A 19,349-nucleotide genomic window follows, 5' to 3' on the forward strand; every position below is an offset into this window, starting at 1 on the left:
CGCTATGGCTCACTATTTGGTATTTCTCGGTTCAACCCGCACCTGCACGCCACCCTCACCCGCCCGACTCGGCGAGCGGGTGGCAAAAGCCTGCGAGCGTTTGCTGTCATCGTTGCCCAATACCACGGCTGAGATTATTGACCCGCTATCGTTGTCGCTGGAAGCGCCTTTCAGGCCCCTCTTTGCTTATGCAAAAGCCGACGCACCGAATGATTTAGCTCAGCTTGCTGACAAAATCAGTGGCGCCGACGGTTATGTGATGGTTAGCCCCGAATACAATCATTCGATGAGCCCAGCGCTAAGCCATCTGCTTAACCACTTTGGCGCATCACTATTTGCGTTTAAGCCTAGCGCTATCGTGACCTATTCGATGGGCCAGTGGGGTGGCGTTCGCGCCGCCGTCGCAATGCGCTCGTTTCTTTCGGAGCTTGGTTGCCTACCCGTCTCCGCCATGGTGCACATACCCAAAGCGCAGGAAACGCTTACCGATGAAGGCCACTTTACTGAGGATCAGGAGCGCTGGGAAAGTTACTTTGGGCGAACGCTGGGCCAACTAATGTGGTGGGCAGAAGCCGCGGCGAGCTATAAAAATCACGTTGATCCCGCCCACGTGTCGCCCGCCTTTAAAACCGCTCCGTCACAGCGGAATGCGCCCGGGAGTGAAAGACGTGAGTAACAAGATGGGGCATGTCATCAATATCGACAGCAATGCGTTGGCATTTATTAAAGAGAGAGGAGGAACAACCACGGTTCACCTTTCAACAAGGCAAGAATGCTGCGGAGGAAGTGCCAGTGTTGCCGTAGCCCACGCATGTCATCCTGTGAATCCGCAGCACTTTCATTGCTACAATCAAGACAACGTTACCATCTATATTTCCCCCGAACTTACCAATGAAAATTTACGCCTTGGGATTGATGGCTGGTGGAAATTACGTCGCTTATACATTGATGGTGCCCCCATAAAAGCTTAGGCCGCTACCTTTTGATGGCCTTTGGAAACGCGAACACATAGCAGAGCAAGCGTTGCCAGTAGCATTAAGCCTGTTGTCAGCCAGAGAGCGCCAGCGCCTCGTTGCTCTATCAATAAGCCAAACAGCAAAGGTGCAAGAGCTTGCATCGCTCTGGCAGGGGCAATAATAATCCCTTGACGACGACCAAAACCTGTAGGCCCAAAGAGTGCTAACGGCAGAGTCCCGGATGCAATCGTCATCATGCCATTGCCAGCCCCATGCAGTAGCGCAAAGCCTGCGGCGGGCATACCAAATATTGCTAGCAGTGCGGCCCCTAATGGATGGAGCGTTGTTGCCACACGCGCCGCCACTAGCGGGTGCAAATGGCGTAACAAAGCAAACTCACCTAGCCGCGCAGCCACCTGGGCAGGGCCTACCAATGCAGCCGCGGCCACGGCAACTGAGAGTGATACACCGGTTTCTTGTAACAGCCTAGGAAGGTGAGCCGCCATCGCCGTTGACACAAACCACCCGGCTGCAAACACAAAAGCTAACAGCACCATGGCCACACGGGGCCGCTCAGGCGGTTGAACTGGATGCTCTTCTTTATCTTCTGCGTGGCTACTCTCCGCCTTTGGTAAAAGCGCGTTAAGCGGCAGCCCTATAAAGATATGCAGCATCGCCCAAGCGGCACAGGCCGCCCGCCAACCCCACTCATTCTCTATAAGTGCCGTTAGTGGCCAACCGATAGTGCTGGCAAACCCTGCCAATAGCGTCACACCAGTAATGGATGAACGAGCGCTGCGACCTAATAGCCGCCCCAAGGTGGCAAAGGCCGCATCGTATAAGCCCATCGCCATGCCTATGCCTGTGATTAGCCATGCGAGCATTAGAGTGGACACACCTTGAGACAGCGCCATTATGGCTAGGCCAAGAGCTATGACACCGTTAGAGGCCATCAACACGCCTCGCCCACCGTGCATATCAATCCAACGGCCAACGCTGGGGCCCAGTATAGCGGTTAATAGCAAGGCTGCTGAGAACGCTGCAAACACCCAACTGGGTGGCATTCCTAACTCACGGGTCATGGGCACCGCCAAGATAGCGGGTAAATAGTAGCTAGATGCCCAAGCCAGGGTTTGCGTACTCCCCAGCGTTAGCGTTAAACCAAAATTGGGCGAAGAGCGAATCATGCGGTTTGTCTAGGTAGTGCCAGTGCCAGTGCCATTAATGAGCTTGCAGCGACTAAAGCCGCTGATACCCAAAGGCAGGCACTTAGACCGTAAGCCATATAGAGCCAGCCTGATAATAGCGTGCCGACTAAACGCCCCATGGCGTTGGCCATATAGTAAAAACCGACATCCATAGAGACGCCATCGGCGCGGGCAAAGTGAACAATTAAATAGCTGTGCCAGCTGGAGTTAATCGCAAACAGTACCCCAAACGCGAGTAGCCCGACCACTAACCAACCTACTTGCGCTAACGGCAGCATCGCCAACAAAAAGGCCAGCACCGCCAACGCGGCAGCCCACCCGGCCGTCAGCACTCGTACATCGCCTTTGATCAATCGGGTCAGTTTGGGCGCTTGGGTTTGCACCCCGCCATAGCCGATCACCCACACCGCCAGTAGCCCGCCCACGGTCCAGTGCGTCCAGCCGTGCTGCTCGTATAAAAATACCGGCAGAGCTACGACAAACCACACATCCCGCGCCGCAAACAGACAAAAACGCGCGGCGGAAAGCACGTTTATCGCACGTGATTTTGAGAAGATTTCTGAGAATTTCGGCTTCACTTTCTGGCGGCCTAGATCTGCCTTGAGCCGGAATAGCGAAAGCAGCAGCACACCGCCAAGCATCACCGCCATCACAAACACAGCAGCCTGAAAGCCAATCAACGTCAACAGTAGCCCGCCGAAAAAAAAGCCCAGCCCCTTTAGCGCATTTTTAGAGCCGGTCAGCATCGCTACCCAGCGGTAAAGCGAGCTATTGGCGTTAGCGCTCTCTTTGGGCACCAGTACCTTAACGGCGCTTTTAGCGCTCATTTTATTAAGGTCTTTAGCAATGCCCGACAGCGCCTGAGCGGCCATTACCCAGGCAACGGTCAGCAGGCTAGCGGGCACCATCAGCATAGCGAGGGCAATAATTTGTAGCCCAAGCCCCACATTCATGGTGCGATTGAGCCCCAACCGCGCGCCCAACCAGCCGCCAACCAAGTTGGTCACTACACCAAAGGCTTCATAAAACAGAAACAGCATGGCGATGGCTAACGGCGAGTAGCCCAACTGGTGGAAGTGCATCACCACCAGCATGCGCAGCGCGCCATCGGTAATCGTAAACGCCCAGTAGTTGCCAGTAATCAACATGTACTGGCGCACTTCAAACGGGAGCGCCCTTATGCGTGCCAGCATTGGTTCAGCCACGAGCCACCTGCTTACGCCCGACTTTTAGCGCCAGCTCGGCGGTACGGTTGGCATACCCCCACTCATTGTCGTACCAGGCATAGAGTTTCAGCTGCGTGCCATTGACCACCATGGTCGAAAGCGCGTCAATAATGGAGCTGCGTGGATCGGTACGGTAATCAATCGACACCAGTGGGCGCTCTTCATAGCCAAGAATACCCGCAAGCTCGCCATCCGCCGCGGCCTTCAGCGCAGCGTTCACCTCTTCCACGGTGACTGATCGCTCAAGTTCAAACACCATATCGGTCAGCGAAGCGTTGGCTAGCGGCACGCGAATCGCATGACCGTTTAGCTTGCCTTCCAGCTCGGGGAAAATGGCGGTAATCGCTTTTGCAGAACCGGTCGTGGTGGGGATTAAGCTCATGCCGCAGGCACGGGCGCGGCGAAGATCTTTATGCGGCGCGTCGAGAATCGTTTGGGTGTTGGTGATGTCGTGCACCGTGGTCATGGAGCCGTGGCGGATACCAAACGTTTCCTGGATCACTTTAACCACTGGCGCCAAGCAGTTAGTGGTACAGCTGGCGGCGGTGACAATCCGGTGCTGAGCGGGATCGTAAAGATGATCGTTAACCCCGAGCACCACATTAAGAACGCTTGGCTCTTTTACCGGTGCGCTGACCACTACCCGCCCTACCCCTTGATCAAGGTATGCCTGCAGCTTTTCGGTGGTTTTCATTTTGCCCGAACACTCGATCACTACATCGCAGCCAGACCAGTCGCTGTCACCAATGGCTTTATTGGTACTGAACGCTATCGGTTTGCCATCAACAACAATACTACCTTCCTGGGCGGAGATGCCGTTACCAGGCGCCCAGTGGCCGTGCACCGAGTCAAACTCCAACAAGTGCGCAAAGATGGCCGCATCGCCGCCGGGGTCATTAACGCGGATAAGCTCGACATCACCCGCTGCAACGTCGTCCCAAAGAGCGCGCAGCGCCAACCGTCCAATACGGCCTAAGCCGTTGATACCGATACGTACTGGCATAGTGAATTTCCTCCGCGAATAATTATCAAGCTTAGAGCATAACGCCAATATATATGTTTTTACATATATACTGACTTAAAAAAATGCCCTATTTGGCAGGCCTGCCAGCATGGCAGGCCTGCATGTCAAAATAACGCTTAACCGTAACGACCAGAAATATAGTCTTCGGTTTTTTTCTTAGCGGGGGTTGAGAACATTACTTTGGTGTCGTTGTACTCAATGATTTCCCCCAGGTGGAAGAACGCCGTATAGTCAGCCACCCGCGCTGCCTGCTGCATATTGTGGGTCACGGTGATGATGGTGAACTCCTCCTTCAACTTGTCCATCAAGTCTTCGATGGTTGCCGTTGAAATCGGATCAAGCGCCGAGGTTGGCTCATCCATCAGGATCACATCAGGCTGTACCGCAATAGCGCGAGCGATACACAAGCGCTGCTGTTGGCCGCCTGATAGCGAGGTTCCGGGTTCTTGTAACTTATCTTTCACTTCGTTCCATAGGCCCGCACTGCGCAACGCTTTTTCAACCAGCTCATCCTGCTCGGCTTTACGGCTTACCAAATCGTGCATGCGTGGCGCGTAAGCCACATTTTCATAGATCGACTTCGGGAATGGGTTTGGCTTTTGGAATACCATTCCTACTCTGCGGCGTAGCGCTACTTCATCCATTTTGGGAGCATTGACGTCCCGCCCATCCATCTCAACCAACCCTTCGGTGCGCACGCTAGGAATCAGATCGTTCATGCGATTGAGGCAGCGTAAGAAGGTCGATTTACCACAGCCGGAAGGGCCAATCAGCGCCGTCACATTTTTCTGGAACAGATCAATATTAAGGTCATTTAACGCTTGGTTTTTGCCATACCACAGGTTCAAATCGCGAACCCGGATGCTCAAATCGTGGCAGGCCTGGTCATTACGCGTGTAGGGCTGCCCAACGGCGGGTTCATGCTGGTCGTTCACTACGGGGGCTTGGCTATTCATAGTCATGTCCTCTATCGCGCTGGCCTACCAGCGACGCTCAAATTTCTTACGTAACACAACGGCGAAGGCGTTGAGTGAGATGAGTATGGTGAGTAGAACCAAAATACCGCCGGCTGTTTTCTCGACGAACGCCTGTTCAGGTTCACCCGACCACGTAAATATTTGCGCAGGCATAACGGTGGCTGCATTGGTAAATGAAGCGCCGACATCAGGGATAAAGGCCACCATACCGACAATTATTAACGGTGCGGTTTCCCCCATCGCCTGAGCAAGACCAATAATAGAGCCGGTCATAATGCCAGGCATGGCTAATGGCAGAACATGATCACGCACTACTTGCCAGTTCGAACAGCCAACACCAAAGGCAGCGTGACGAATGGAATCCGGGACGCTGCGCAATGCCGTACGTGTTGAGATAATAATCACCGGTAGCGTCATTAAGGCCAGCGTCATACCACCCGCTAATGGTGAAGAGCGCGGGACGCCAAAGAAGTTGATAAAGATTGCCAGACCCAGCAGACCAAACAGAATAGACGGAATCGCGGCTAGGTTATTAATATTAATTTCAATCGCTTGGGTGATGCGGTTATCCGGCGCAAACTCTTCCAAATAAACCGCAGTCATCACCCCGATAGGGAACGAGATTAATAGCGTCACGATCATGGTCATCACGGTGCCAACCACTGCCGAGAGAATACCTGCATTCTCAGCTATTTTTGAATCTCCGGATCCAAAAAAGGTGCTATTGAAGCGAAGGTCAACTTGGCCCGCTTCGACACGCTCATCCAGCGCTGCCTGTTCTTCTTCACTCAGACGGTGCCGGTGTCCCTTCAAATACTGGTCGACCTCACTGTTTGCCAACACCCACTGCGCTTCGCTGGTGCCAATCATCTCAGGATTGTTGCGCAATTCCATAGGAATCACTCGCACCACGGTACGACTGATTAAAGGTAGCAGCTCTTGATCAAACGCCTGCCGCCCATCGCTTTCCGCTTCTTCAGTGTAACTAATCTCGGTCTGGATATACGCCTGTTGAAAGGCTGGTAAGCCTTTGCTTAACATATCGGCAAAAAACAGAATCAGAAACAGGCCTGCTAAGCCTAACGAACCCATAGAGATCCATTTAAGGCGGGCAGACTTACGGTGACGCCGCTTTAGCTGCTGGCTGATTTCGTCAAAAGTATGGCTCATCGAAACAGTTCCTCAGCGTTACAGGTTATTCACGCGGTATTTTTCGCGGAAACGACGGATCATCAGCACAGACACCAAGTTCAGTGCGAGAGTGACAGCAAATAGAACCAAGCCAAGTGCAAAGGCAGACAGTGTCTCCGCGCTTTCAAACTCTTGATCCCCTGTTAAAGCCGCCACAATTCGCACAGTCACCGTGGTCATATCTTCCAACGGATTGGCCGTAAGGTTGGGACGCATGCCGGCTGCCATGACCACGATCATGGTTTCACCCAGCGCACGCGACATGCCTAAGAGTGCCGCTGAAATAATCCCTGGCAGAGCAGCAGGAATAACCACATCTCGAATGGTTTCACCTTTGGTCATACCTAATGCCAGCGACCCTTGGCGCATACTATCGGGCACAGAGTTGATCACATCGTCAGACAGCGACGAAATGAATGGGATGATCATAATGCCCATCACGACACCTGGGGCGACGGCATTGTTATAGGAAGCATCAAGCCCAAAAAAACCAGCGATGTTGACGATAATGGGCGCTACCGTAATCGCGGCAAAAAAGCCGTAAACCACGGTAGGAATACCCGCTAGAACCTCAAGTACGGGTTTGGCAACTGTACGCACGTTACGCGGTGCATACTCGGACATGTAAATCGCGGAGAGCAGGCCTATAGGAACAGCGACCAGCATTGCGATAGCGGTAATCATAAAGGTGCCGGCAAATAGCGGTACCGAGCCAAACTCAGCCCCACTACCATCGCCACGGCCGGCTGACGCTAAAAAGCTCGCGCCTGGATTCCAGGTGGTGCCGGTAATGAACTCCCAGAAGCTGTGCATTTGGAAAAAGCGCAGCGCCTCAGAAATAATCGAAAACAGAATGCCGAACGTAGTGAAAATAGAGATTAACGCTGCCCCGGCCAAGACCATGCGGATGACCCGCTCAATGGCCTGACGGGCGTGAAAATCAGGTTTAACTTGGTTAAGACTTACCATCAGCCCTATGGCTGCGATGACTAAACTCGCCGCCAGTAAATAGAGCGTAGGGATATCGGCACCCATTAGAAGCAGCACAAAAGCACCCAGCGTACTCACTAGCACGGCTGGCCCGGCAGTCGAGAGCACGGTGAACCAGGCGTATTGATCTGGCTGAGCAAACATAGCCGTGCCCGCACTGCGTAAACGGGTGGCTTTTGAACGGCCAGCAAAAAACGCCAGCAGCCCCAGCAGTAGTAACGCACCGCAAAAAATCAGAAGAAGCTGGTTAGTCTGCATCGAATTTCTCTCGCATTACTTAATGAAATCGTATTGGCGACTACTTTGGGGCACAAACATTACAACAATGTGACAAACGCCAATATATCGCTGTTATAAAACGAAAGGCCGGCAGCTTTCGCTGCCGACCACTTTCATTTCTAACTTAACGACTTACTTAAGAACGTCTGCTGACATTGTAGTGCGGTCTGCTACCACTTGACGCCACTCTTCACGCTCGCCCTCCGGCAGTGCGATCAAGCCAATATCTTTCAAGTAACCATCTGAGCCAATCATCATCTCGCTCATAAACATGTCGACATACTCATACATCGGCGGTACTTCTTCAGCGTGCTGGTTCTTCACGTAGAACCAAAGTGAACGCGCGATAGGATAGTCTCCGGAACTGATTGCATCAGCTTCAGGCTCTACGCCGTCGATAGTGGCAGCGCTGATAGTATCGGTGTTCTCTTCAAGGAAAGAGTAACCGAAGATACCAAAGGCACCGGTGTCTTCAGACAAACGCTGAACGATCAGGTTGTCGTTTTCACCAGCATCGATGTAAACGCCGTCAGAACGAATATCGGTATAGCCTTCTTCACCGTAGATATCCATGTCACCTGAAGCAGCTTCCATCACCAATTCTTCAAAGGCGTCGCGAGTACCAGAAGTCGTTGGCGGACCATAAATGGAGATTTCGCGGTCAGGCAGTGAAGCGTCGATATCGCTCCAGTTGGTGTAGGGGTTATCGACTAACTCACCATCAACCGGCACCTGTGCGGCGACTGCCAGGAAGATCTGCTCAAGAGTAAAGTCAACGCCGTCGTTAGAGCTTGACTGGCCCAATACGATACCGTCAGAACCGATTTTAGCTTCGGTAATATCGGTAACGCCGTTCTCTTCGCAACGCTCGAACTCAGCGACTTTCATGCGGCGTGAAGCGTTGGTGATATCGGGCGTGCCTTCACCTACACCGTTACAGAACAGACGCAAACCGCCACCGGAACCTGTTGATTCGATAACAGGCGTCGGATTTCCGGTAGTGGCACCGAATTCTTCAGTTACGTAGCTGGCAAACGGATAAACGGTACTGGAACCTACGATACGGATTTGATCACGGGCTTGTGCAACACCGGCAACGCTCATTACAGCAGCCGCGATAACGGTGGTTTTTAGAATACGGTTCATGCGAAATACTCCTGTTCATGTAGGGATCTGGCCTTCGCAAGGCATACCTTGCACTGGTTCCATGACAACTTCATGACAGTGAGTAATAGAGGAAAGAATTTTTGCTCTGCGGGGAAATTCGCTTTCCTTTATAACAGTAAACCCAGCGCCGCCAGGGTACACAACGCCAGCGAAGCACCTTGCAGTAAACGTCTATCCAAGCGATGGGCAATGGCATCAGCCACTGCGTTACCTATAAGCACCGCAGGTAGGAAGGTAAGAGCAACCTGGAAGTGCCATAGCTGGATTTGGTTAGCGAAAGCGAGAGTAATAATGGTCAACATGGAGGTCAAAATGAAAAAGGCAGCCAAGTTCCCCCGCACCCGGTCAGCCGGCAAGCCGTGCATCAATATCACCATGGGCGGGCCACCGATAGCGGCAACGGTGCCAAAGATGCCTGATAACACACCAGCACCGAATAGCGTTATTCGATTTACTGGCAGTTTAAAGCGGCATAGCGTCACTAGCACCGCAAACAGCACAATAACGGCAATTAGTTTTTCCAGGATCACCATTGGTGCGGCTAGCAGCAGCCAAATTCCCAGGGCATTACCTGGCAGCCGCCCCACTAACGCCATGCCAATGGAATCCAAACGCACTTCATGCCAGTAGTGGCGCACCATCATTAACGAGACGGTAAAGCCAAACAGCACTAAAATGACCGGCACCAATCCTGGCTCAAGCATCAGCAACAGTGGGGCCCCAATAACGGCCAAACCGAAACCGGTGGCGCGCTGGACAAAGGCTCCCAGCAGCAGCACGGCTGCGCAGGCTAACCAGGTACTCATCGGCATATTGACCCAGTCCAACAAGCTATCTATCACGAATGTTCATTCCCGTTATGCAACCTACCGCTCATCCCTGTTGATCAAATGCTACAGGCGCCTTGGTTAATTTGCGCACGCCGATATTCCCCAACAGAGCGGCACCTAACATCGTCAGCACCATTGGCCAAAGGTGCTCAACTTCAAACAGCCCCACCATGACTCCTGCGAGAGCACCACAGGTAAACTGGATGCCGCCTAACAGCGCCGTTGCAGTGGCACTTATATGGCCAAAATGATCCAGTAACGATGAGATGGCGTTGGGAGTAATCAGCCCGATCATACCGGTGAACAACATAATCAGCGGCACCACAATAAATAGCGACGCCATATTGAGTGCGGTTACTAACACTAGCCCCAGTGCTGCGATCAATTGTATGAGCAAGCCCAACCGCAAGTTTTGCTGCGGGGTACGCTTTCGCAACAGGTGAATATTGACCCGGTTAGAGAGGGCAATGACCAGCACGTTGACCCCAAAAACGAGCGGATAGGTGCCAGGCGATAGACCAAAATAGTCGAGATAGAGAAACGGCGACGCCGTCACAAAGGCAAACAGACCCGCAAAGGAAGCCGCCACGGCGCAGATATAGCCCATCCCTTCACGATGCTTTAGCACGCTGGCGTAATTGCGTATTACCTGGCGCGGTGATGCCGCTGGGAGAGACATATCCCGCGTCTCAGGTAAACGGGTTCCGAGTAGCCAAAGTAAAAAGCCTGCATAGACGGCCAAAAATACAAAAATCAACCACCAACCAGCCACATGCAGCAATAGGCTACCCACGGCGGGCGCCACTAGCGGCGCCAGCATCATAATCATCGCCATTGTCGACATCACTTTGGCGGCTTCTCGACCGCTAAAGCAGTCGCGCACAATCGCTGCTGAGTTTACAACACAGGCACCACCGCCCAACGCCTGCACAAATCGCCAGGCTAGCAGCGAGGAGAGCGTATCGACCGTGGTGATGGCTAAACTTGCCAACATAAACACGACGAGCCCCCCCAGCAGTACCGGCTTTCTACCCATACGATCCGATAGCGGACCAAAGCATAACTGGCCCAACGCAAAGCCGAATAAGAACACGCTAATGGAGAGTTCAGTGCGATGAATGCTAGCGCCGATACTCTCGGCGATGATTCCCATCGCAGGTAAGTAGGCGTCGATCGCAAAAGGGGCAAGCGCTGTGTTCGCGGCGACTAATAACGCTACACGGCGGGGATTGAGGTGCATGGGTCTCCTTACGGCGATACGAACGCGCTGGAATAGATAGGCCGCTAATCATAGCCGATTTTAAGACACTTGTCGGGGCTAAACGCTCTACACAGAGCTATCGCAGTGAGTGATAACGAATGATCACCAACTGAGATAGCCCTGAGAAAAGTCAGGTCTGTTTAAAGACGGGGGGTTATTGATGCGTGGCGGCGTCTTGCGACTCGAGCATGTCAACCAGCGGCTGGAACTGCTCGCGGTTGTGCTCGTTCATATGCATCAAAATACGATGAGCTTCCAGAATGCGATCACGCAACCCCTCTTCATCGGCAGGCTCTTCGGGTAACTCTTCAAGCGATTCGTTAAGCGCTGTTGCTTGCTTTAGAGGCGCTTCCATCAGGGTAAAAAAGCGCGCAAACCCCATTACGTCCAACATTTTACGGACGTCATCATTATCGACAATAATCGTCGGTGGCTGCTCTAAGCGCCCTTTTACTGCCATTGCGACCTTGGCTAAAAAACCCAACGCAGTAGAGTCCACGTTGGTGGCCTCGCGCAGGTCAATCAGTACGGCACGCAATCCCGGTGTCTCAGCGAGACGTTGGGCTTGGGTATCGAGTGTGGCGCAGAGCGTCAAACGCACATCGCCACACAGTTTTAAAACAAAAACACCAGAATCGAACGCCGCTTTAATGCGGCCTTCTTCAATCAGCATGACCAAATCCGCTCACCATCATGATTGTTAGATCATCGGGTAAAGCATCGCGTTCCTGGTTGGCATCAAACTCTGCATCCCCTTCTGAAAGGAGTGCATTCGTCTCTGCTAGCCGGTCGCGCAACTGCTCAAGCGTGACACTCTCGCTTACTAATTGCTCAAGCTCCTTGAGCCGCGTGTCGAGCGTTTTACCCGGCAAGCATTCCAAAACACCATCTGAGCAAAGCCACAAACGAAAGTCGTTCGGCAACGCACAGCTAAGCGAAGGATACTCCACATCGGGGAAAAGGCCTACTGGCATTCCTTCGCCTTCAAGACGTTTTAGCTCCCCCTCGGCCGCTAAAAGTGGCATGGGAAGCTGAGCGCCGAGCGAATAGTGCAGAGTATGCGCCTCATGGTCAATAACCCCGACAAATAAGGTGGCATGTTTGCCTATATCAGTACCCTGCAACTCTCGGTTCATTGCCTTTAGCCAATCAGGCGGTAGCCTTTCCGGCTGCTGGCCATCCCACTCACTCAACCAACGATTGCATAAGTATTTGAGCAACACCGTCACAAAAGCCGATGACGCACCATGCCCCGACACATCAGCAAAATAGAAGGCGCTATAGCGCTCGTTATAGCGTTGGTAGTCTAGAAAATCACCGGACAGATAGAGTGAAGGCGCAAACACATAGTCGTAATACACCCCATTGATGATTTTAGGGCGAAGGGGCAGTAAACGCCGCTGGATATGACCACCACTCTGCTGATCCATACGCAGTAGCGCTAAATGCGTCTCTAGGCTCTCGTTCAACTCAGCAAGACGCGCGTGATCTCGCTCTCGCTCTAGGGCTAAATCATTTAGCTCAATGGCTTTACGGATCATGCGGCGCAGTAGTTCTGCGTGGCGCAAAGGGTGGACAATATAATCCACCAACCCTACGTCAATCGCTTTGATAAGGTCAGCATCCTGGCGCGAGTCACTCACAACCAGCGTCGGCAAGCGTCGCGTTAACTGCGACCACTGCTGGCGTGGCACCGCTCTCGCATGGGCCACAATCAGCGCCGTACCCGCAGGCAAGTTGTCAATATCTTCTGCGGCAAATACCCACATGCCGTCGCAGGTAATCGCCTCGGCCAGCGCATCGCGCTCTCGACCCGGCTCGTCGATCACCGCGATCAGCTGCTTAGAATGCTCCATCATAAGCCTCAATCGGCGCTGTTTTCGCCACCAACGCCGTCGTTACCAGCGTCGCTGTCTTCAAAGTCACTGTTATCAAAGTCGCTATCATCAAAGTCGAAGGTGTCGCTGGCAAAGGGGTCATCGCCCAATTCTCCATCGCTCACCTCGAACTGGCGGCTCTGTAAGTAAGCGTCACGAATAAAGCGGTATCGATCACCGCGAATCAACTCCTCCTGGTCAAGCAACCCCGCTCGGGTGTCAATTAGGTTGAGCGCTGTCAGGCTTATGCGAACGGTATCATCTTCTACATAGGTCACCGGATACGAGGCTATGTCAGCAGGCAGCCCCGTGGTATCACGTAGCGTACTGGGACCTAAGAAAGGCAGCACCAAATAGCGTGAATCTTCCCAGCCCCAAACCGCCAACGTTTGACCGAAATCCTCTTTATCCGCAGTAATTTCCATCAACGTTGCATAATCCAGCAGCCCGCCGACACCCACGGTGGAGTTAATCAAAAAACGCGAGGTAGCAAGGCCAGCGTTAGCAGGCTTACCCTGCAGCAAACTGTTAAGCGCAGTGCGTATTTCACCTAAATTGGAGAAGAAGTTACCTACACCCGTTTCTACCGGATCAGGGGTAATCGTGCGATAGCCTCTTGCCACCGGCTTAAGCGCGTAACGATCCAGTACGTCATTAAACGTAAACACTTTGCGGTTAAAGCCTTCCCATGGGTCATCTGGGTTGGCGTTGTCTGCCGTTTGCGTGCTGGCACAACCGCTAATGACTAATAACGCCACCAGCAGTAGCGGCAACCCTGTTGAGCGCCACGTAAACGTTAACTTGTTGTTACTTAACCTCTGCCCCATGACTTTTTCCTTTTTTTACAATTCCGCAGCACGTTTACAACCGACGAAGGACAACGCTGCCAGCACTATAGCCTGCACCAAACGAACAAATCACACCTATATCGCCCTGATCGAACTGCTCGCGATGGAGGTGAAACGCAATAATGGAGCCCGCTGAACTAGTATTTGCATAGCGATCTAAAATGATCGGCGCCTGGGTTTCACTTGGGTCATAGCCCAACACTTTGCGCGCAATCAAATCGTTCATATGACGGTTAGCCTGATGCAACCACATGCGTTTAAGATCACTTCCGCTTAACTCCAATGACGCCAGATGATCGGTGATCAGTTTGGCGACCATCGGACAAACTTCTTTAAATACCCGCCGACCTTCCTGCACGAACAGCTTGTCCAAGGCCAATGGGTCACTGTCCGTCACGCGATTTAGGAAACCCGCATTATTGCGAATCGCGTTGGAAAATTTAGTCACCAAGCGCGTACCGAGAATTTCATACTGCTCGACAGCCACGGCGTCGGCGCTGTTTTCTAGTACCACAGCGGTACAAGCATCGCCGAAAATGAAGTGGCTGTCACGGTCTCGAAAATTAAGATGCGCCGAGCAGATCTCAGGATTGACCACCAGCGCGCGTTTGACGCTGCCGGAGGCTATCGCATTGGCCGCCGTTTCCAGAGCAAAGGTGGCTGAACTGCAGGCCACGTTCATATCGAACCCATAGCCACCTGCCCCCAGCGTTTGCTGCACTTCAACCGCCACGGCAGGATAGGCTCGCTCTAGGTTTGAGCAGGCAACAATCACTAGCTCGATGTCGGCGGGATCTACTTGAGCGGCGGCCAACGCATGCCGCGCGGCATGCGTTGCCATCTCACACTGAAGCGAGGGCTCGTCATTACTCCGCTGTGGCAGTTTAGGTCGCATACGCTGTGGGTCAAGGATACCTGATGCATCTAGCACATAGCGGCTCTGAATCCCAGACGCCTTTTCAATAAACTCGCTACTTGAGTGCGCCAGAGGCTCGCGCTCTCCGCGCTCAATCGCCGCTGCGTGCTGCTCATTCTCACCATCTACCCAAGCATTAAATGCCGCCACCAGGGCTGCATTATCAATGGCGTGTTCCGGTGTATAGAGTCCTGTACCGGTAATCACCACATGTGTCATGCCAATCTCCTTTAAGCGGCTTGCCGACGTGACTGGCTGGCCATTGATGGCTAGCGCGTAACTTGCGACGAACCCATAACGTTACTGTGTGCGTAAAATAGCGGTTTTTCCAGCAACTTTTTTCAACCACTTGCTAAACGCTGATGATCTCTTGCCAGCGCTTTTCAAGGCGTTTTACCGATACGGGTATACGAGTACCCAACTGCTGTGCAAAAAGCGACACCCTTAATTCTTGTAACCACCAGCCAAACGTCACTAACACCGGGTCTTCAATACGTCCTCGCCGCTCACTTTTTCGACGGGCGTCAAAACGTGCTTCCAATGCCTGGACATCCTGCATCATCATTTGATCACGCCCGCGTTCACGGGCGGCTTTTTCGAGCCGAACCAATGACGCCTCGGTGTAGCGTGGATATTCATCCAGCCACTCGCCAGCATCCCGTATAAACCCTGGATAAACCAAACGCTGCATTTGCGCACTAACATCGCTGTACACCAGCGCCAAGGCAAAATTGAGCTTACCTTTTAGTACCTTACTGACTGCCAAATGCCCTTGCAGCGCGTCTTGTACCTTCACTAACAGTGCTTTTGCTTCTTCAACAAGCTGATTCTGAGTAGCGTTCAGTCGCTGATCAAACTCGCCTTCTGAGCGCGGCAAAGGATGCTGAGCGACGACCTGGGTAAACACCGCTAGCAGCAGGTCTTCCATCAGGGCTTGCTTACTCCCCACCTTGGCGAACAACAGCGCGCACTTCTCAATATCTGGCAGTTGCTTAATCGCTTTAACCTGTTCGGGTAGTTTAGCAATTGCCAATCGAGCGATGCCCTCCTGGTGCGCGGCATCAGCTTTTGCAGGATGATCGAACAGGACAACTTTAAACGCGTTTTCTGCGTCTGCCCTGGCTTTAGCAAATCCGGCTTCGGCAACCAGGGCAGGATACGCCTCTACGCGAATTCCTGCCTGGGTGGTAACACGGGATGTAGGCAACGGTTCTTTGGGTAACCCGGCGATGGCGGGCTCAGAACTCACCTGTTCGGCCAACGCCTGGGCGCCTGCGCTAGCTGCTGCCTCGAAGCGCTGCTCCAGTGCGCGTAAATCACGCCCTTGGCCCAGGGTTTCTCCGGCATGGTCGACCACGCGAATATTCATGATGAGGTGCGGTTCAAGCACGTCTAGACGCCAGTCGTCGGGGTGAACCCGCGTCGATGTTCGACGGCGAATAAACTCTCCCAACGCCTCGGTTAACGGGCGTTGATCGGGCACCAGGGTTTCCAGCGCCGCATCCACCCAATCGGGGATTGGTACCACTTGGCGGCGGATACTTTTGGGCAGCGACTTTAGCAGCGCAATACACTTTTCGCGCAACAGCCCAGGCACCAGCCACTCCAGCGCATGCACCGGCACCTGCGGCAGCATGGCAGCGGGAACTGTAAGGGTGACACCGTCATCTTCGGCTTCAGGGTCAAAGTGGTAACTCACCGGATAGGCAACGCCAGCAAGGGTGAGATGGTCGGGGTACTGCGCCTGAGTGACGTCATCAGCATCCCGCGCCTTAAGCGAATCAATATCAAAGTGGAGTAACTGAGGGTCCTGCTGCTCGGCCTGTTTACGCCAGTGCTCAAAGCCTTTGCCGTTGACGATGTCGGCCGAGATTCGCTGACCGTAAAAATCATACAGGGTGTCTTCATCAACCAGAATATCTCGCCGACGAGCACGATCTTCCAGCGCCTCGACCTCATCGATCAGTTCACGGTTATGAGCAAAGAAGGCGCCTTTGGTGTGAAACTCCCCTTCCACCAGCGCTCGACGAATAAATAGCTCGCGTGACTCCTGGGGGGCGATGGGTCCGTAATGCACTCGACGCCGCGCCACAATCGGCAGCCCAAACAGGGTTACCTGTTCAAACGCGACGACCTGCGCCCGCTTCATTTCCCAATGAGGTTCGCTGTAGCTGCGTTTGACCAGATGCTGCGCCTGGGGCTCAATCCACTGTGGATCGATCTTAGCCACGGTGCGGGCAAACAGCTTGGAGGTTTCCACCATCTCAAACGCCATGATCCATTTGGGCGACTTTTTGGCCAGCCCAGATCCAGGATGGATCATAAACTTACGATTGCGGGCACCGAGATACTCACGGTTCTCCACCAGCGTACCCAAATTGGAGAGTAGGCCTGAAAGCAGCGCTTGGTGAACTTTACCTGAGGTTTTACGTCGTGCCTGCTTAGCCTGCTCTTCGCTCTCGTCTTCATCACGTGCAGGGGGCGCGGGCACGTCGATATCCATATCGCGCAGCAACTGACGAAGCTGGCGGAAGGTGTCGTGCCACTCGCGCATGCGCAGGTAGTTGATGTAGTGCTCGCGGCACCAACGGCGTAGTTGATTACCCGATAGCGCCTCGCGGGCATTCTCAATGCCGTGCCAAAGGTTCAGCAAGGCGACAAAGTCAGAATCCGGATCGTGCCAGCGCTGGTGAGCTTGATCAGCCGCTTGGCGCTTGTCCGCAGGCCGGTCACGGGGGTCTTGAATGGCGAGTGCCGAGACCACGATCAGCACATCCCGCAGGCTGCCAAATTCGGCGCCCGCCAGCACCATGCGCGCCAGGCGTGGGTCAATGGGCAGCCTTGCCAGCTTGCGGCCAAGCGGAGAAAGATGCTGTCGCTCATCGACGGCTCCCAGTTCAAACAGCAACCGGAAGCCGTCTTTCACAAAGCGGCTATCGGGCGGGTCGACAAACGGAAACGCCTCGATATCGCCAAGCTTGAGCCCCAGCATCGATAGAATGACGGACGCCAAGTTGGTACGCTGAATTTCGGGATCGGTAAAACCAGGCCGGGAGAGAAAATCCTCTTCGCTGTAAAGGCGAATACACACGCCTTCGGCGATCCTCCCACAGCGCCCCTTGCGCTGGTTGGCGCTGGCTTGGCTGACCGCTTCCACCGGCAACCGCTGAATTTTGGAGCGGTAGCTATAGCGGCTAATACGCACAAGGCCGGGGTCTATCACGTAGCGAATGCCGGGAACGGTCAGCGAGGTTTCCGCGACATTGGTGGCCAGCACGATACGCCGCCCGCGGTGCGGGGCAAACACGCGGTTCTGCTCTTCGTTGGAGAGCCGAGCGTAAAGCGGCAGGATTTCGGTGCCTTTTAGCTCGGCGCGGCGTAGGGTATCCGCGGTTTCACGAATCTCACGCTCACCGGGTAAGAACACCAGTACATCCCGTGGGCCGTGCAGCCAGCCTTTTTCCCGCTCAATCGCTTCAATCTCTTCCACCGCGTGGAGAATGCCCTCTTGCAGCGTGCGGTCTTCTTCATCGTCTTCGTCGCGCACCAGCGGCCGGTAGTGAACTTCAACTGGGTAGGTGCGACCCGTCACTTCAACTACTGGCGCAGGCGTTTTAGCCGTGCCGAAGTGCTTGGCAAAGCGATCAACGTCAATGGTTGCCGAAGTAATGATGATTTTTAGGTCGGGCCGCTTGGGCAGCAAACGCTTGAGGTAGCCGAGCAGAAAATCAATATTCAGACTACGCTCGTGGGCTTCATCAATAATAATCGTGTCGTAGCGAAGCAGCAGTGGGTCATTCTGCGTCTCGGCCAGCAAAATCCCGTCGGTCATTAGTTTGACTAGGGTAGTTGGGCTGCTTTGGTCGGTGAAGCGCACCTGGTAGCCCACCTGCTCGCCCAGGGAGACCTGAAGCTCTTCGGCTAAACGCCCCGCAACGCTGCGGGCAGCCAGGCGACGCGGCTGGGTGTGACCTATCAAACCGCGGCGACCACGCCCCAGCTCCAAACACATCTTGGGTAGCTGTGTAGTTTTGCCTGAACCGGTCTCCCCTGCCACCACCACTACCTGGTGATCACGTATCGCGTTGACGATGTCTTCTCTTCGCTCAACGACGGGTAGCTCAGGCGGATAGTTTAGCGCCACTTGCTGGGCTTCACGCAGGCTGAGCTGTTGCTGAGAGCGATCAAGCTCACGCTGCACTTCATCCAAACCACGACTAATGGGCTTGTTATCGCGTTGACGGCGGTATAGACCCGCCAGGCGCCGCTCTAGCCGTTCGGCATCACGCAGCATCACATGCCCTGCCGCCTGATGCAGCGACGCGAGACGTTGGCTATCGGTAGGGGCTGGGGATGTGTCGGTGGTCACGATTGAGTCGGCTTCCATTCGCTTGGGCATTTAACAGGAGACATTTAACTCGAGATATAAAAAATCAACCCGCTCAATTGAGCGGGTCTTAAACACAGTTCCGTAGTGTAACGCTTTCATCTCCACGACGCCTAACCACAAAGCAAACAGTAAGCGGGCGAGTCCAGGTCTCCACAAGGGCGCTGTGAACCCGTCCGTGGGCGCTACTTTCGCCATCTGACCGCCATGGA

The 19,349-nt window shown here is 53.8% G+C and carries 16 protein-coding genes; 2 read left to right on the forward strand and 14 right to left on the reverse strand.

The annotated features are described in order from the left end of the window. Positions 1-4 precede the first annotated feature (4 nt). On the forward strand, positions 5-676 hold the full coding sequence (locus MLE19_RS11990; RefSeq protein ID WP_240718423.1) for an NADPH-dependent FMN reductase: 672 nt from the start codon (positions 5-7) through the stop codon (positions 674-676). Then, entirely contained in the window at positions 669-971 is a 303-nt protein-coding gene (locus MLE19_RS11995) for a CC/Se motif family (seleno)protein (protein ID WP_240718424.1), read from the forward strand. The genes MLE19_RS11990 and MLE19_RS11995 overlap by 8 nt, the downstream gene beginning before the upstream one ends. Here MLE19_RS11995 and MLE19_RS12000 read toward each other — a convergent pair. The 14 genes from MLE19_RS12000 to hrpA form a co-directional block, all read right to left on the reverse strand. Continuing rightward, complete coding sequence (locus MLE19_RS12000; protein WP_240718425.1) at positions 968-2,143, reverse strand: MFS transporter; 1,176 nt, start codon at positions 2,141-2,143, stop codon at positions 968-970. The genes MLE19_RS11995 and MLE19_RS12000 overlap by 4 nt on opposite strands. Further along, on the reverse strand, positions 2,140-3,357 hold the full coding sequence (arsJ, locus tag MLE19_RS12005; protein WP_240718547.1) for an organoarsenical effux MFS transporter ArsJ: 1,218 nt from the start codon (positions 3,355-3,357) through the stop codon (positions 2,140-2,142). Before arsJ ends, MLE19_RS12000 begins: the two co-directional genes overlap by 4 nt. Before the next feature lie 4 nt (positions 3,358-3,361). Beyond that, positions 3,362-4,393 carry an ArsJ-associated glyceraldehyde-3-phosphate dehydrogenase gene (locus MLE19_RS12010; protein WP_240718426.1) on the reverse strand — a complete coding sequence of 344 codons (1,032 nt, stop codon included), beginning with the start codon at positions 4,391-4,393 and terminating at the stop codon, positions 3,362-3,364. Positions 4,394-4,530: 137 nt separating this feature from the next. Further along, entirely contained in the window at positions 4,531-5,370 is an 840-nt protein-coding gene (gene pstB, locus MLE19_RS12015) for a phosphate ABC transporter ATP-binding protein PstB (RefSeq protein WP_240718427.1), read from the reverse strand. A gap of 24 nt (positions 5,371-5,394) precedes the next feature. Continuing rightward, a complete protein-coding gene (gene pstA, locus MLE19_RS12020) occupies positions 5,395-6,561 on the reverse strand; it encodes a phosphate ABC transporter permease PstA (protein ID WP_240718428.1) in 1,167 nt (388 codons plus the stop codon). Positions 6,562-6,579: 18 nt separating this feature from the next. After that, a complete protein-coding gene (gene pstC / locus MLE19_RS12025; protein WP_240718429.1) occupies positions 6,580-7,830 on the reverse strand; it encodes a phosphate ABC transporter permease subunit PstC in 1,251 nt (416 codons plus the stop codon). Between the two features lie 153 nt (positions 7,831-7,983). Beyond that, positions 7,984-8,997, reverse strand: coding sequence for a substrate-binding domain-containing protein (locus MLE19_RS12030; RefSeq protein ID WP_240718430.1), 1,014 nt, complete (start codon positions 8,995-8,997; stop codon positions 7,984-7,986). Positions 8,998-9,125: 128 nt separating this feature from the next. Continuing rightward, positions 9,126-9,857, reverse strand: coding sequence for a sulfite exporter TauE/SafE family protein (locus MLE19_RS12035; RefSeq protein ID WP_240718548.1), 732 nt, complete (start codon positions 9,855-9,857; stop codon positions 9,126-9,128). Between the two features lie 34 nt (positions 9,858-9,891). Continuing rightward, positions 9,892-11,088, reverse strand: coding sequence for a multidrug effflux MFS transporter (locus tag MLE19_RS12040; RefSeq protein WP_240718431.1), 1,197 nt, complete (start codon positions 11,086-11,088; stop codon positions 9,892-9,894). A gap of 175 nt (positions 11,089-11,263) precedes the next feature. Beyond that, positions 11,264-11,782, reverse strand: a complete 519-nt coding sequence (locus MLE19_RS12045) for an STAS domain-containing protein (RefSeq protein WP_240718432.1) — start codon at positions 11,780-11,782, stop codon at positions 11,264-11,266. Next, the gene (locus tag MLE19_RS12050) at positions 11,772-12,965 is read right to left on the reverse strand and encodes a PP2C family protein-serine/threonine phosphatase (protein ID WP_240718549.1); all 1,194 of its coding nucleotides are present in this window, start codon (positions 12,963-12,965) and stop codon (positions 11,772-11,774) included. Before MLE19_RS12050 ends, MLE19_RS12045 begins: the two co-directional genes overlap by 11 nt. Positions 12,966-12,973: 8 nt before the next feature. Beyond that, on the reverse strand, positions 12,974-13,813 hold the full coding sequence (locus tag MLE19_RS12055; RefSeq protein ID WP_240718433.1) for an MlaA family lipoprotein: 840 nt from the start codon (positions 13,811-13,813) through the stop codon (positions 12,974-12,976). A gap of 34 nt (positions 13,814-13,847) precedes the next feature. After that, positions 13,848-14,969: a beta-ketoacyl-ACP synthase III gene (locus tag MLE19_RS12060; protein WP_240718434.1), complete on the reverse strand. Its 1,122-nt coding sequence runs from the start codon at positions 14,967-14,969 to the stop codon at positions 13,848-13,850. 133 nt (positions 14,970-15,102) lie between these two features. Next, a complete protein-coding gene (gene hrpA / locus MLE19_RS12065; RefSeq protein WP_240718435.1) occupies positions 15,103-19,149 on the reverse strand; it encodes an ATP-dependent RNA helicase HrpA in 4,047 nt (1,348 codons plus the stop codon). Positions 19,150-19,349: the final 200 nt, after the last annotated feature.

It is taken from the genome of Vreelandella neptunia, assembly GCF_022489065.1.
Taxonomy (GTDB): domain Bacteria; phylum Pseudomonadota; class Gammaproteobacteria; order Pseudomonadales; family Halomonadaceae; genus Vreelandella; species Vreelandella neptunia_A.